Origin of the sequence: Aureimonas fodinaquatilis (assembly GCF_008369445.1) — a bacterium.
GTDB lineage: Bacteria > Pseudomonadota > Alphaproteobacteria > Rhizobiales > Rhizobiaceae > Aureimonas > Aureimonas fodinaquatilis.
On sequence record NZ_VTWH01000003.1, the window covers coordinates 125,519 to 140,179 of the forward strand.

The 14,661-nt window shown below is 57.9% G+C and carries 13 protein-coding genes; 7 read left to right on the plus strand and 6 right to left on the minus strand.

The genetic code is table 11. The features are described 5' to 3' along the window. Nucleotides 1-3 precede the first annotated feature (3 nt). Genes FPY71_RS12745 through FPY71_RS12755 form a run of 3 tightly spaced genes read right to left on the minus strand, consistent with a single transcriptional unit; the run spans nucleotide 4 to nucleotide 3,390 of the window. Nucleotides 4-1,611: a carboxyl transferase domain-containing protein gene (locus tag FPY71_RS12745; protein ID WP_149300694.1), complete on the minus strand. Its 1,608-nt coding sequence runs from the start codon at nucleotides 1,609-1,611 to the stop codon at nucleotides 4-6. Continuing rightward, the gene (locus tag FPY71_RS12750; protein ID WP_483964276.1) at nucleotides 1,611-2,759 is read right to left on the minus strand and encodes an isovaleryl-CoA dehydrogenase; all 1,149 of its coding nucleotides are present in this window, start codon (nucleotides 2,757-2,759) and stop codon (nucleotides 1,611-1,613) included. Before FPY71_RS12750 ends, FPY71_RS12745 begins: the two co-directional genes overlap by 1 nt. A gap of 7 nt (nucleotides 2,760-2,766) precedes the next feature. After that, on the minus strand, nucleotides 2,767-3,390 hold the full coding sequence (locus FPY71_RS12755) for a TetR/AcrR family transcriptional regulator (RefSeq protein ID WP_149300696.1): 624 nt from the start codon (nucleotides 3,388-3,390) through the stop codon (nucleotides 2,767-2,769). Nucleotides 3,391-3,544: 154 nt separating this feature from the next. On the opposite strand from FPY71_RS12755, the gene FPY71_RS12760 reads away from it, so the two are divergent. Further along, nucleotides 3,545-5,926 (plus strand): phosphoketolase family protein, encoded by a 2,382-nt coding sequence (locus FPY71_RS12760; RefSeq protein WP_149301093.1) that lies wholly within the window; start codon nucleotides 3,545-3,547, stop codon nucleotides 5,924-5,926. On the opposite strand, the gene FPY71_RS12765 is transcribed toward FPY71_RS12760, so the two are convergent. Then, the gene (locus FPY71_RS12765) at nucleotides 5,895-6,875 is read right to left on the minus strand and encodes a 2-hydroxyacid dehydrogenase (protein ID WP_149300697.1); all 981 of its coding nucleotides are present in this window, start codon (nucleotides 6,873-6,875) and stop codon (nucleotides 5,895-5,897) included. The two genes, FPY71_RS12760 and FPY71_RS12765, sit on opposite strands and share 32 nt — an antisense overlap. Nucleotides 6,876-7,068: 193 nt before the next feature. Between FPY71_RS12765 and FPY71_RS12770 the strand changes: the two genes are divergently transcribed. The 6 genes from FPY71_RS12770 (at nucleotide 7,069) to gndA (ending at nucleotide 12,822) form a co-directional block, all read left to right on the plus strand. Continuing rightward, complete coding sequence (locus tag FPY71_RS12770) at nucleotides 7,069-8,181, plus strand: S-(hydroxymethyl)glutathione dehydrogenase/class III alcohol dehydrogenase (RefSeq protein WP_149300698.1); 1,113 nt, start codon at nucleotides 7,069-7,071, stop codon at nucleotides 8,179-8,181. Nucleotides 8,182-8,259: 78 nt separating this feature from the next. Continuing rightward, complete coding sequence (gene fghA / locus FPY71_RS12775; protein WP_149300699.1) at nucleotides 8,260-9,096, plus strand: S-formylglutathione hydrolase; 837 nt, start codon at nucleotides 8,260-8,262, stop codon at nucleotides 9,094-9,096. Between the two features lie 40 nt (nucleotides 9,097-9,136). Next, the gene (locus FPY71_RS12780; RefSeq protein WP_149300700.1) at nucleotides 9,137-9,766 is read left to right on the plus strand and encodes a LemA family protein; all 630 of its coding nucleotides are present in this window, start codon (nucleotides 9,137-9,139) and stop codon (nucleotides 9,764-9,766) included. Further along, nucleotides 9,763-10,635 carry a TPM domain-containing protein gene (locus FPY71_RS12785; protein ID WP_149300701.1) on the plus strand — a complete coding sequence of 291 codons (873 nt, stop codon included), beginning with the start codon at nucleotides 9,763-9,765 and terminating at the stop codon, nucleotides 10,633-10,635. Before FPY71_RS12780 ends, FPY71_RS12785 begins: the two co-directional genes overlap by 4 nt. Before the next feature lie 6 nt (nucleotides 10,636-10,641). Continuing rightward, a complete protein-coding gene (locus FPY71_RS12790) occupies nucleotides 10,642-11,280 on the plus strand; it encodes a TPM domain-containing protein (protein WP_149300702.1) in 639 nt (212 codons plus the stop codon). Between the two features lie 114 nt (nucleotides 11,281-11,394). Next, nucleotides 11,395-12,822, plus strand: coding sequence for an NADP-dependent phosphogluconate dehydrogenase (gene gndA / locus FPY71_RS12795; RefSeq protein ID WP_149300703.1), 1,428 nt, complete (start codon nucleotides 11,395-11,397; stop codon nucleotides 12,820-12,822). Between the two features lie 99 nt (nucleotides 12,823-12,921). Here the strand turns inward: gndA and FPY71_RS12800 are convergent, their stop codons facing one another. Together FPY71_RS12800 and FPY71_RS12805 are read right to left on the minus strand one after the other, a co-directional pair. Beyond that, nucleotides 12,922-13,656: a pseudouridine synthase gene (locus FPY71_RS12800; RefSeq protein WP_149300704.1), complete on the minus strand. Its 735-nt coding sequence runs from the start codon at nucleotides 13,654-13,656 to the stop codon at nucleotides 12,922-12,924. After that, a complete protein-coding gene (locus tag FPY71_RS12805) occupies nucleotides 13,653-14,573 on the minus strand; it encodes a class I SAM-dependent methyltransferase (protein ID WP_149300705.1) in 921 nt (306 codons plus the stop codon). Before FPY71_RS12805 ends, FPY71_RS12800 begins: the two co-directional genes overlap by 4 nt. Between the last annotated feature and the right edge of the window lie 88 nt (nucleotides 14,574-14,661).

Below are 14,661 nucleotides of genomic sequence, written 5' to 3' on the forward strand. Positions count from 1 at the left end.
GCCTCACATCCGGAACAGGCCAAAGCGCGTTTCGCCCACCGGGGCGTTCAGCGCAGCGGAAAGCGAAAGTCCAAGCGCGTCGCGGCTCTTGCGCGGGTCCAGAATGCCATCATCCCACAGTCGTGCAGAGGCGTAGAGCGGGTGGCTCTGACGTTCAAACAGTTCGATCGTCGGTCGCTTGAACTCAGTCTCCTCGTCATTGCTCCAGCTTTGGCCGCGCCGTTCCATGCCTTCGCGTTTGACCGTGGCCAGAACGCCCGCCGCCTGTTCGCCGCCCATGACTGCAATTCGGGAATTGGGCCAGCTCCATAGAAAGCGAGGTGAAAACCCGCGCCCACACATGCCGTAATTGCCAGCACCATAGGAGCCGCCAACCAGCATGGTGATTTTGGGAACCGCTGTTGTGGAAACCGCGGTGACCAGCTTTGCGCCATGCTTGGCAATGCCGCCCGCCTCGTAACTGCGGCCAACCATAAAGCCGGTGATGTTCTGCAGGAACAGCAAGGGAATGCCGCGCTGTGAACACAGCTCAATGAAGTGTGCGCCTTTCATGGCGCTTTCCGAAAACAGCACGCCGTTATTGGCCAGAATACCCACTGGCAGGCCGTGAACATGGGCGAAACCGCAAACGAGCGTTTCGCCGTAAAGCCGCTTGAACTCATCAAAGCGAGAACCATCGACGAGCCGGGCAATGACCTCGCGGATGTCATAGGGTGTGCGCGCTTCGGCCGGAACCACGCCAATCAACTCTTCCGGATCGTAAAGCGGCGCTTCAACCGCCTGCCGCTCCACCGTGTGAACCGGCACAAGATTGAGATTGGCCACAGCCCGCCTTGCCAGAGACAATGCGTGCTCGTCATCTTCGGCCAGATGGTCCACCACTCCGGAAAGGCGGGCATGGGTCATGCCGCCGCCCAGTTCTTCCGCCGTTACAACTTCGCCCGTAGCCTGCCGCACCAGCGGCGGACCAGCCAGAAAAATCGTACCCTGGCCGCGCACAATGATGGTTTCATCACTCATCGCCGGAATGTATGCGCCTCCTGCAGTGCACGAGCCCATGACAACAGCGATCTGTTTTATGCCACGTGCAGACATTTGCGCCTGATTGAAGAATATCCGGCCAAAATGGTCGCGATCGGGGAACACTTCGTCCTGATTGGGAAGGTTTGCGCCACCCGAATCCACCAGATAAATGCACGGCAGATTGTTTTCGAGTGCAATTTCCTGCGCCCGAAGATGCTTTTTGACCGTCAATGGATAGTAAGTGCCGCCTTTGACGGTGGCATCATTGCACACCACCATAACTTCGCGCCCGCAGACCCGTCCAATACCGCAGATCAGGCCCGCACCCGGCACTGCGTCATCATAATGGCCATGCGCGGTGAACAGCCCGATTTCCAGAAACGGCGAACCCGGGTCCAGCAGCCGGTCCACCCTTTCGCGGGGCAGAAGCTTTCCGCGCGACACATGGCGATCACGCGCAACCTGTCCGCCGCCCGCCAGCGTGCGCGCCGCCACCTCTTCCACCACGCCAAGCTGGCTCAACATGGAGGCGCGGTTTGTGGCAAAGCTTTCGGAACGGGGTGAAATCTGTGAAGAAAGAACGGCCATCAGTCGCTTTCCTTGAACAGTTCCCGACCAATCAGCATACGGCGGATTTCCGATGTGCCAGCGCCAATTTCATACAATTTGGCGTCGCGCAGCAGCCGGCCAGTGGAAAATTCGTTGATATAGCCATTGCCGCCCAATGCCTGAATGGCCTGCAGTGCCATTTGCGTGGCGTTTTCCGCGGCATAAAGAATGCAGCCCGCTGCATCCTTGCGGTTGGTTTCGCCCCGGTCTGCCGCGGCAGCCACCGAATAGACGTAGGAGCGTGAGGCGTTGAGCGAGACATACATATCGGCGAGCTTGGCCTGCATCAGCTGAAATTCGCCAATGGCCTGCCCGAACTGCTTGCGTTCGTGAACATAGGGCACAACCACATCCAGGCATGCCGCCATAATGCCAAGCGGGCCGGCAGAAAGGACAATCCGCTCATAGTCCAGCCCGCTCATCAGCACGCGCACACCGCCGCCAATTTCACCCAGCACATTTTCCACCGGCACTTGGCAATCCTCAAACACCAGTTCGCAGGTGTTGGAGCCGCGCATGCCCAGCTTGTCCAGCTTCTGGGCGGTGGAAAATCCCTTCATGCCTTTTTCAATCAGAAAGGCGGTGATGCCGCGTGGTCCGGCATTCGGGTCGGTTTTGGCATAGACCACCAAGGTCGAGGCTTCCGGACCATTGGTGATCCACATTTTGGTGCCATTCAGCACAAAATGATCGCCAACCCGTTCTGCCTTCAGCCGCATGCCGACAACATCCGAGCCAGCACCGCTTTCCGACATTGCCAGCGAGCCGACATGTTCGCCGGTGATCAGCTTTGGCAGATATTTCTGCTTCTGTTCAGCCGTGCCATTGCGGCGGATCTGATTGACGCAGAGGTTGGAATGCGCCCCATAAGACAGGCCGACCGATGCGGAAGCGCGGCTGATTTCCTCAATGGCCACGCAATGGGCAAGATAGCCCATGGCCGAGCCGCCATATTCCTCCTCCACCGTCAGGCCCAAAAGGCCGAGATCGCCGAGTTCGCGCCAAAGCTCATTCGGAAAATTGTTGCTGTGGTCAATTTCTTCGGCCCGGGGTGCAATGCGCTGCTGTGCAAAGCGGCGTACCATGTCGCGCAGTGCCTCGATTTCTTCCGGATGTCCAAATTTCAGCCCGCCATCATACATGCCGCGTTCCTCCCTGTTCGTCCGGCGCTTTTGTCAAAGCGGGCAGCCCCACGCTTCGCCGCGCCATATTGATGTAAATTTCTTCCACCTCATCGATGGAAAGACGCCCACCCGGCTTGTACCAGGTGGTTACGCCGGTCAGCATGGCAATCATTGCGCGCGTTGCCACAGCGCTGTCCTCGAGGCAGAACTTCCCGGCACCTGCTTCGAATATTGCCCTTAACCGGCCCTCATAATTGCGCCGCAGAACTTCCACCGCCGCAAAATTTTCCGGTTCCAGATTGCGCAGTTCCATATAGGCAATGAACACCGCATCCGGCTTCTCAAAGTGAAAGCGAATGTGGAATCGGGCAAAAGCCGTCAGCCTTGCCTCTGCTGTGTCATTGACCGGGTCTGTAACATCCCAGGCTGCCAGCAACTCGCCCAGATGCCCGGTCATCAGGTCACGCAGAATATCCTGTTTGGTGGCGAAGTGGTTGTACAGGCCGCCGGCACGAATGCCCACCGCATCAGCAATTTCCCGCATGGAAACCGCAGCATATCCGCGCGCAGCAAAAAGCCGCTGCGCCTCCTGGCGAATGCTGGCAGCCGTAAAAGAGCCTTTCGTTTCTGACATATTGACCAGCGGAATGAACGTTCATTCATATTTGCAGTTCGGTCATTTCCTGTCAATCAATCAGCAATTGTTGCATTTTCCCGACATCTCGCTGTGTTTTAACTCTAGGTTACAGCGTGTGGAACAAGAGGAGCAGGAAATGGCTGACGGCTGGATGGTTGATTTGAATGCGGAACTGAAAGTTCTTTCGGATGCGGAGCTGTCCCTGATCCACCGCTACTGGCAGGCCGCCAATTACCTGTCCGTGGGGCAGATCTATCTTCTGGACAATCCGCTTCTCAAGATTCCGCTGACCCGCGACCATGTCAAGCCGCGGCTTCTGGGGCATTGGGGCACCACACCCGGGCTGAACTTTATCTATGTTCATATGAACCGCATCATCAATGCCCGCGATGAAAACGTGCTTTATGTCTGCGGCCCCGGCCATGGCGGTCCGGGCATGGTGGCCAACACCTATCTGGAAGGCGTTTACAGCGAAGTTTACCCCGATGTGTCGGAAACCGAGGCAGGACTTGAAAAACTGTTTCGCCAGTTTTCATTTCCCGGTGGCATTCCCAGTCACGCCGCGCCGGAAACACCCGGCTCTATCCATGAAGGGGGTGAGCTGGGTTATGCCATTTTGCATGCGTTTGGCGCGGTTTTTGACAATCCGGATCTCGTCGCCGCCTGCGTTGTGGGAGATGGCGAAGCTGAAACCGGGCCGCTTTCCGGGTCATGGCAATCCATTAAATTTCTCAATCCCGCCCGCGATGGCGCAGTCCTCCCGATTTTGCACTTGAATGGCTACAAAATCGCCAATCCGACCGTGCTGGGCCGAATGGATGATGCCGACATTGCCAAAATCTTTTCCGGCTATGGCTATTGGCCCATTTTCGTTTGTGGCGAAGACCCGCAACTGATGCATCAGGCTATGGCAGCAGCACTGGACAAGGCGTTTGATGAGATTGCCGGCATTCGCAAGAGTGCGCGTGCAGGACAAGCATCCTCTGTGCGCTGGCCAATGATTGTGCTGCGCAGTCCAAAAGGCTGGACCGGCCCGCGCGAGGTGGACGGCAAGAAGGTTGAAGGGTTCTGGCGCTCGCATCAGGTGCCGCTTTCCAATGTGCGGGGCAATGCGGACCATCTACAGCAGCTTGAAACCTGGATGCGCAGCTATCGCCCCAGTGAATTGTTTGATGGCAATGGGCAGCTTATTGAGGAATTGCGCGCTCTTGCGCCAAAGGGTGACAAGCGCATGGGCGCCATTCCCGTGGCCAATGGCGGGCAGTTGCGCAAAGAGCTTGTCATGCCGGACTACCGCGCACTGGCCGTGGATATTGCAAGCCCCGGCGCAGTGGAAGCCGAGTCCACTCGTGTGATGGGCTATCTGCTGCGCGAAGTTGCCAGACTGAATGCTGAAACCGCCAATTTCCGGCTGTTCGGCCCGGACGAGACCGCATCAAACCGGCTGGATGCCGTGTTCGATGTGACAGAACGCGCGTGGATGGAAAAATGCGAACCCTATGACGTGCATCTGGGGCCGGATGGCAGGGTGATGGAAGTGCTGTCCGAGCATTGCTGTCAAGGCTGGCTTGAAGGCTATTTGCTCAGCGGCCGGCACGGCCTGTTTTCCTGTTACGAGGCGTTTATCCACATTGTCGATTCCATGTTCAACCAGCATGCAAAATGGTTGAAGGTTTCGCGCGAACTGGAGTGGCGCGCGCCAATTTCATCCCTGAATTATTTGCTGACCAGCCATGTCTGGCGCCAGGACCACAACGGGTTCAGCCATCAGGACCCCGGCTTTGTCGATCTTGTTGCAAATAAAAAGGCAGATATTGTGCGGATCTATCTGCCGCCGGATGCCAACACCCTGCTTTGGGTAACGGACCATTGCCTGCGGACCTATGACCGCATCAATGTCATTGTTGCCGGCAAACAGCCTGCGCCGCAATGGCTGGCCATGGACGCGGCAGTTGAGCACTGCGAAGCGGGAGCGGGTATCTGGGATTGGGCCGGAACCGCGAAAGGCAATGAGCCGGATGTTGTCATGGCCTGTGCGGGCGATGTGCCAACTATGGAAACACTGGCTGCGGTGGATATTTTGCGGCGGGAACTTCCTGATCTGGCCATTCGCGTTGTTAATGTCGTGGATTTGATGACATTGCAGCCTGATACCGAACATCCGCACGGTTTGCCGAAGCAGCAGTTTGACGCCCTGTTCACCAATGATAAGCCGGTGATTTTCGCCTATCACGGCTATCCCTATCTGATCCATCGACTGACCTATGCCAGAACCAACCATGCCAATATGCATGTTCGCGGGTTCAAGGAAGAGGGCACAACCACCACGCCTTTCGATATGGCCGTGATGAATGAGCTGGACCGTTACCATCTGGCGCTGGAGGCTATTCGCCGGGTGCCGGGACTTGCCGATAAAGCGGGCCATGTCGTGCAGCAATTGCACGACAAGCTGGCAGAACATCACCGTTACACGCGGGAATATGGTGAGGATATGCCGGAAATCACCGGCTGGCGCTGGCCGTATCCCGCCTGATCAGAGCCGCATTAACCGAGGCTGGCGGAATTTCGCCAGCCATGGCGGCGGCAATGTTGGCCAGAACGATGCGGCCCATTTCCGCTTTCGTCTCCCCCGTGGCGCTGCCCTGGTGCGGCATCAGCACCACATTGTCCAGATTGCCAAAGACCGGATTGATTGCGGGCTCGTTCCAGAAAACATCGAGCCCGGCACCGGCTATGGTGCCGTTGGTCAGGGCGGTTATAAGCGCCGCCTCATCCACCACGCTGCCCCGAGACACGTTGACCAGAAAGCCCTTCCGGCCCAGTGCGGCCAGCATGGCACTGGAAACCAGCCCTTGCGTGGCAGGGTTTGCAGCAATGGCAACCATCAGAATGTCGGCCTTTGCCGCCAGTTCCTCGGGCGTTGCCACACGCTCCCATTGCTGCGGTGTTTCCACGGCAGAGCGGTTCCAATAGGCAATCTGCATGTCAAAGGCGGCTGCGCGCCGCGCAATTGCCTGTCCGATCTGGCCAAGGCCCAGAATGCCTACTGTTTTTCCGGCAAGGCGCGTGCCCAGCGGCAAGGTGGAACCGGCAGCCCATTGCCCGCTGCGCACCAGTTTCTCGCCCTGGTTCATGTGCCGCAAGGTGGCAATGATCAGGCCCATCGCCAGATCGGCAACATCGCCGGTTAATACGCCGGGTGTGTTGGTTACATGAATGCCGCGCTGACCTGCATGCGCCAGATCAACTTTGTCCAGCCCGACACCGTTGATGGCAATCACCTTCAAAAGCGGCAGGCGCTCAACCCATTGTGTGGAAATGCCGACGCCACCACCCGTGGCGACAACACGAAAGTCGTTCAGGCGCTGTTCGATCAGCGGCGCATCTGCCGGGTTGTGCAGGCGATAGACATCAAATTCGGCGGAAAGCTGCGTTTCCACGTCGTCGATCATCGGTTCGGCAAGGAGAAGAGCGTGTTTCATGAACTGTGTACACCACGCCGGAACAGCAATTGGCAAGCGGGTATTGCACGGGCGGTTGCCGGGCGCGCAAATGATTCCACATAATGGCAGAATCGGCTATGCATGCCTTGGGTTGTGATCTTGGAGTGCCTCCAATACCCGGTTATCCGGGACTGTCCGCCCGATTGCCAACCTATTTGGAGGATATGTCCATATGCAGACAAGAGCAGCCGTTGCCTGGGAAGCCAACAAGCCCTTAACCGTTGAAACCATTAACATCAGCGGGCCGAAAGCCGGCGAGGTTCTGGTTGAAATCATGGCAACAGGAGTTTGCCATACGGATGCCTACACTTTGTCCGGGCTGGATTCGGAAGGAAAGTTTCCTGCTATTCTGGGGCATGAAGGTGCGGGAATCGTTCGTGAAGTGGGCGCCGGTGTAACCAGCGTCAAGCCTGGCGACCATGTGATTCCACTTTACACGCCGGAATGCCGACAGTGCAAAACCTGCCTTTCGCAGCGCTCAAATCTTTGCACGGCCATTCGCGCCACGCAGGGTCAGGGCATTATGCCGGACGGCACCTCACGCTTTTCCTGCAATGGCGGTGACGTGTTTCATTATATGGGCTGCTCCACTTTTTCCAACTTTACCGTGCTGCCGGAAATTGCCGTCGCAAAGGTTCGTGAAGACGCGCCATTCGACAAGATCTGCTACATTGGCTGTGGCGTAACAACCGGCATTGGCGCGGTTATTTACACCGCGAAAGTTTGGCCGGGCGCCAATGTTGTGGTGTTCGGCCTTGGCGGCATTGGCCTTAATGTGCTGCAAGCGGCACGCATGGTCGGAGCAGACAAGATCATTGGCGTTGATATCAACCCGGCAAAGGTTGAAATGGCGCGCAAATTTGGCATGACGGATTTTATCAATCCGGCAGAAATCGGCAATGATCAGGTGGTGCCGGCCATTCTGGACCTGACCGGCGGCGGCGCTGATTTTTCGTTTGATGCCACGGGCAACACCAATGTCATGCGGCAGGCACTGGAATGCTGCCACCGCGGCTGGGGTGAATCCATCATCATCGGCGTGGCGGAAGCGGGCAAGGAAATATCTACCCGCCCGTTCCAGCTGGTGACTGGCCGGGTGTGGAAAGGCACGGCCTTTGGCGGCGCGCGCGGCCGCACGGATGTGCCGAAAATTGTCGATTGGTATATGGAAGGCAAAATCAATATTGATGATCTGATCACCCACACCATGCCGCTGGACGAAATCAACCATGCATTCGACCTGATGCATGAAGGCAAGTCCATTCGCTCGGTCGTGGTGTATTGATACAGCCAGTCGGGCCTTGACCGACTTGGCCAGGGCCCACACCTGTTAAATGACGTGCAAGCGGAGTGGATGACAGCAATGGATGTAATTTCGACGGCAAAAGCGCATGGTGGAGTGCAGGGTGTTTACCGGCACCGCTCTCGGACAACCGATTGCGACATGACCTTTGCGGTGTTTGTGCCGGAGCATCAGCCAGGAGAAAAACTGGCGGTTCTGACCTATCTTTCCGGCCTGACCTGCACGCATCAGAATGTCATGGACAAGGGTGAGTTTCGGCGCGCAGCGGCCAAGCACCGTTTGATCATTGTGACACCAGACACCAGTCCTCGCGGGGCCGATGTGCCGGATGAGCCGGACAATTGGCAATTCGGCTCCGGCGCCGGCTTTTACGTTGACGCGACGGAAGCCCCTTACAACGCAAATTACCGCATGTATTCCTACATCACCGACGAACTGCCCGCACTGCTGGCCGTGAACTTTCCCGTGGCGACAACGCGGCAAGGCATATTCGGCCACTCAATGGGCGGGCATGGCGCCATGACCATTGCGCTCAAAAATCCCGATATCTACCGCAGTTGCAGTGCATTTGCGCCCATTGTTCACCCGGCCAGGGCAGACTGGTCCCGTCCGGCGTTTGAAAAATATCTTGGGGCTGATGCCAAGGCCTGGCGCGACTATGACACGTGCCTGTTGATTGAAGATGGCAAGCGGTTTCCCGGCTTTCTCGTGGATCAGGGAACAGATGACCAGTTTCTTGAAAACGGCCTGCGCCCCGAACTGCTGAAGGCCGCATGCGAGACCGCGCGTATTCCGCTGACGTTGAATATGCGGGAAGGCTACGACCATTCCTACAATTTCATCTCGACTTTTATGGACGACCACTTAGCATGGCATGCCAAACGCCTGAAGCCTTAAGGTGTCTGGCAACATTCAAGGGAATGACGAGGGGATGCTCATGAGCATGGATTCCGTACCACACGCCGCAGCATTCCGTCGCGTGCGGTTGTTTCTGCTGGCCGCTTTTGTACTGCCCATGCTGGCGGCATGCGGGGTCAACAATGTGCCCACTTACGAAGAGCAGGCAAAGGCAGCCTGGGGCGAAGTGCAGAACCAGTACCAGCGCCGTGCGGACCTGATCCCCAATCTTGTGGAAACCGTTAAAGGCTTTGCAGAGCAGGAACGGGACGTGCTGACATCGGTTGTGGAAGCACGGGCCCGAGCCACCCAGACGACGATCAACGCAGACCAGTTGAGCGACCCGCAGGCCATGCAGCAGTTTCAACAGGCTCAGGATGCATTGTCCGGTGCACTTTCGCGACTGCTGGTCACCGTGGAGCGCTATCCGGACCTGAAGTCGAACCAGAATTTTCTGGCGTTGCAAAGCCAGCTTGAGGGAACTGAAAACCGCATAGCGGTTGCCAGACGCGACTATATTGAAGCAGTGCGAGTTTATAACACCGAGCTGCGAACAATTCCGGGGCGTTGGATAGCGGCTATACTTTACCCCTCTGCCGAGCCAATGCAGGTGTTTGAGGCCGTGCAGGGCTCTTCCACACCGCCTGCTGTCAGCTTCGGAACAAATTGAGGCGCAAGGCAGTGCAGTCACTGGTGCAGAAATCCGTTGCGGTCAGGCTGGTGCTGGTTGTGCTGGTGTGGCTTGGCTTCAGCCTCACCGCCCGCGCGCAGGAGTTTCCTGCGCTGACCGGCCGTGTGGTGGATGCGGCTCAATTGCTTTCCCCTGCGGAAGAAGCAGCGTTGAGCGCGCGGTTGCAAGCCTTTGAACAGACATCGTCAGACCAGATTGTCGTGGCCACTGTGCCCGATCTGCAAGGCTATGAACTGGCAGACTTTGCCAACCGGCTGGCACGTCACTGGGCACTTGGCCGTGCGGGTGAAGATAATGGCGCGTTGCTGCTGGTGGCGCGGGATGAGCGGCAGGTGCGCATAGAGGTTGGTTACGGGCTGGAAGGGGTGTTGACGGATGCCCTGTCGCGGCTGGTGATCGAGAATGACATTCTGCCGGAATTTCGCTCAGGCGATTACCCGAAAGGGATTGAGGCCGGAGTGAACGGCATTGTGCAGGTGTTGTCTGGTGACGCGGCGGAGCTGCAGGCGCGGGCGGAAAGAAATGCCGGCTGGGAAAGGGAAACGACAGAGGACTGGGTTTCTCTGGCGGTTATAGCTTTCATTCTGCTGTCCGCATTCGGTCCGGTTGCGTTGGCAGTCATGGCCAGCGTTTTCGGCACAAGATTGCCAGATGGTCGCGTAAAATTTCTCGGCATGGTGTTCGGCACGGATCCCGCCAATCGCAGCGGTCCGGGCGGTGGTTTTTCTGGCACTGGCATGCGCGGCCGGTCAGGTTTTCCCTCGGGTGGCGGCGGTTTCAGCGGTGGTGGCGGCTTTTCCGGTGGCGGCGGATCTTTCGGAGGCGGTGGCGCCTCCGGGCGCTGGTAGGAGGGTATGATGCCGCTGCGCTTTTCCACACAGGATCATGACCGAATAAGCCTGGCAATCCGCGATGCCGAAAAGCAGACCGCGGGTGAGATTTACGCCGTGTTTGCCCGCCAGAGCCATGATGGAACGGCATTGGCTTTTGCCATGGCGCTGGCGCTGTGTCTTGCCATCAGCCTGATTGCCTCACTGATTGCCGCGCTGGTGGGCCACCCGGTCAATGCGCTGACGCTGGCGCTTGGGCAGGGCCTGGGTGCGGGTCTTTTGTGTCTGGCTCTGTGGCGGGTACCCGCACTGCGGCAATTGTTTGTGCCAAATTTTGTGGCCAGTGCGGCGGCTGCCAAAGTGGCGCAGGCGCAGTTTCTGGCGCACAATCTGCATGTCACCTCCGGCCGCACCGGTGTTTTGCTGTTTGTATCCGAAGCGGAACATTATGCGGAAGTCATTGCCGATAGCGGCATTCACCAACATGTCAGCGAAGCGGACTGGCAGCAAATTGTTGACGTTTTGACCAAGGCCGCCCGACAGGACCAGTTGGTTGAGGGATTTGTTGAGGCGATCCGGCGGTCTGGCGCCTTGTTGAGTGTGCATTTTCCACCAACGGCACATGGCCGCAATGAGCTGCCAGACAGACTGGTGGAGATGTAGGGCAATCACTCCCTGCCGAATATGCAACATTGACCGCTCTGCGCCAGCCGCGAAATCTTGACGCGAGCCGGTTGAAGCTTGATACAACCATAACGGATAATTCGGAGTGGAATGATGAGCGAACGGTTGGCCGATATTGGTGTGCTTGGTCTGGGGACTATGGGTGCCAATCTGGCGCTGAACATGGCAGAAAAAGGCTTTGTGGTTGCAGGCAGCAACCGTACTGCCGAGAAGGCCTATGCACTGCGCGATGACAATGGCGCCGTAGGGCAGAACATTGTACCGACAGATTCGATCGAGCAGTTTGTTGCCACGCTGAAAACACCGCGCCTGATTGTGTTTATGGTGCCTGCCGGACCCATCGTTGATGAGGAAATGCAGCGCATAATGCCGCTGCTTTCGCCCGGCGATATCATGATTGACGCAGGCAATGCCGATTTCAACGACACTGTGCGCCGGTCAAAAGCCATTGCAGATACGCCGTTCCATTTTGTTGGCATGGGCGTTTCGGGTGGCGAGCTTGGCGCGCGACATGGCCCTTCCATCATGGTTGGTGGCGAAGAGCAGGTATACAGCCTGTTGAGCAAGATTCTGGAGCCAATATCCGCAAAATATCAGGGCACACCATGCGTTGCGTGGCTGGGACCGGACGGGGCGGGCCATTTCGTCAAAACCATTCACAACGGCATCGAATATGCCGATATGCAGATGATTGCGGAAATCTACGGCATTCTGCGCGATGGGCTGGGTCTGTCTGCCGGCGAAATGTCGGATATTTTTGCCGATTGGAACAGCCGCGGTCTTTCTTCCTACCTTATTGAAATCACCGCTGTTAATCTGGCCGAAAAGGACCCGGACTCTGGCAAGCCGCTGGTGGATGTCATTGCCGACGAAGCGGGCCAGAAGGGCACAGGTCGCTGGTCTGCGATTGAAGCTCAGAAGCTTGGCGTTGGCGCTACCACAATTGAGGCCGCGGTTTCAGCGCGGGGCATTTCCTCACGCCGCAAAGAGCGCGCGGCAACGGCCGCGCTTTACGGCAGCGTTGCGGGCGTGCGGGGAGATTTTCACCCCGACAAGGATGGGTTGAAAGAGCTGGAGCAGGCGCTGGAAACCGCAAAAATCATCGCCTATGCACAGGGCTTCGCTGTGTTGTCGGCCGCTTCTGAAGAGCGCGGCTGGAACCTGCCCTTGGGTGAAATTGCGCGCATCTGGCGGGCAGGCTGCATCATCCGCTCGCAGTTTCTGGATGATATCACGCGCGCTTACGAAGCATCCGGCCCTGCGGCCAATCTATTGCATGCACCGCAATTTGTTGAGCGGGTGAAAGCTGGTGAAACAGCGCTTCGGCGTGTGGTGGCAAAGGCGGCGCTGGCCGGAATTCCCATGCCGGCTCTGGCCGCGGCCTTATCCTATTTCGATGATTATCGCCGGGCGCGAGGCACAACAAACCTGACTCAGGCCCAGCGCGATCTGTTTGGCGCGCACACCTTCCACCGGTTGGATCAGGAAGGCGTATTCCACCATCAATGGCCAGCGGTTTAACGCGTTTCCGGTGATCTTGCGAGTTCCTGAACCGTTGTAACCACTTCATTGGCCGCATTGGCTTCCCGTTGAAACGCAACAGTTTCAACGGGAAATGCTCTAAGCCCAGATTGCCGCAATGTCGTCGGTCGTCAAAAGCTGGAACTCACCGGCCTGAAGGCCGGGAGGTAAAGTCAGGCCACCCAGACTTTCGCGATGCAGGGCAGTGACATGGTTGCCGGTTGCGGCAAACATGCGCCGCACCTGATGGTAACGCCCTTCGGTGATGGCAAGCCGGGCCTGATGCGGAGAAAGAACCTCCAGTTCAGCGGGCAGCAGGGGCTTGGCTTCGCCTTCCAGCATCAAGGTGCCACTGGCAAAAAGCTCAGCCTCGCTGCCTTCCAACGGGCGGTCCAGCGTAGCAAGATAGTGTTTTGCCACGTGGTTTTTCGGTGAAATAATCCGGTGCAGCAAGGCGCCATCATCGGTCAGCAAAATCAGGCCCGATGTTTCCTTGTCCAGCCGCCCGACTGTGGAAATCGCCGGGTCGCGGCGGCGCCAGCGCGTGGGCAGCAGGTCGTAGATCAGCGCCCCGGCTTCCTTGTGCGAGCAGGTCATGCCCAATGGCTTGTTCACCATCACAACAAGTCCGGGCAGCGGGTCCAGCGGCTCACCATCGACAACCAGCCGCTCACGCAGATCCGGTGTTATCGCAATCCGCTGCTCAGCGCTGGCAATGGGCGCGCCATCCAGAAAAATGCGGCCATTGCGCGCCAGCATCTGTATTTCACGCCGGGAGGCATAGCCCATATTGGCCAAAAGCTTGTCCAGCCGCGAGGTTGCGGTTTTGCTCACGCTATGGCCTCCAAAAGCTTGTAGCCATTCTGGTCCTGCCGAACTTCAACCTTGCGAAACGCCTTCGTCAATACGGCTTCATAGGGCAAGTGCCGGTTGGCCACCAGCCAGAACACCCCGCCACGCCGCAGCGCTGCCCGTGCTGCGCGGATGAAATCCTGCCCCAGCGAACGCTGCTCCACCCCGTCGGAATGAAAGGGCGGGTTGGAAATGACAAAGTCCAGCTTTTCCATTCCGTGCTTGCGGGCGTCGGCCCAGTGGAAGCTGGCACGTTCATCAACAATGTTGTGGCTGGCGCATTCCACCGCGCGGCGGTCAATGTCAAACCCGGCAATCGAGGTGACTTTGGCGGATGTCAGCGCTTTGCGCATCAGGAAGCCAAGGCCGCAGCCAAGGTCGATGCCATCGCCGGAAAGGTCCGGCAGCAATGCCATCAACATGGCGCTGCCGGGATCCAGCCGGTCCCAGGAAAAAACTCCTGGTTGCGTCCACAAGCCAAGCCCATCCAGCAAAATCGGGGAGCCTGCCTGAATGGCCGGCTTCAGAGGCAAGGCGGCATCCGGGCGAACAACCCGGCAAATGCGCTGGCGGCTTTTATAGGTTTCGGCGACCTCGCAACCAAAGTCCTGCAACTCTCCGGCCAGCCGCGAACCGCCTTTGTCCTTCGGTGCCAGAACCGTCAGTTCGCCCCCGGGTGCAACGGCCCGCAGGCCGTGGCCCAGAACGAACCGGCGTTCCAGAGACCCTTGGGGTGCAGCAATGCACAAGGACTGGAGGCTGGCATCGCTCAACGCTTCCAGCGATGCTGAACCGGGAATCAAGGGCGAGAGCTGCCCGGCATTGTCTGGCAGATCAACCAGATCAGGCGGCGGCGTGCCATAGACGGCGTGGGGAAATGGTAAAAATGACTTGTTCACGCGTCAGCTATAGCAAGTTCGCATTTTGATAAAAGAGGCAAAGGCTACCAATTTTGCCCGGAACGTGGTTTTAGGCGGTCAAGACAGT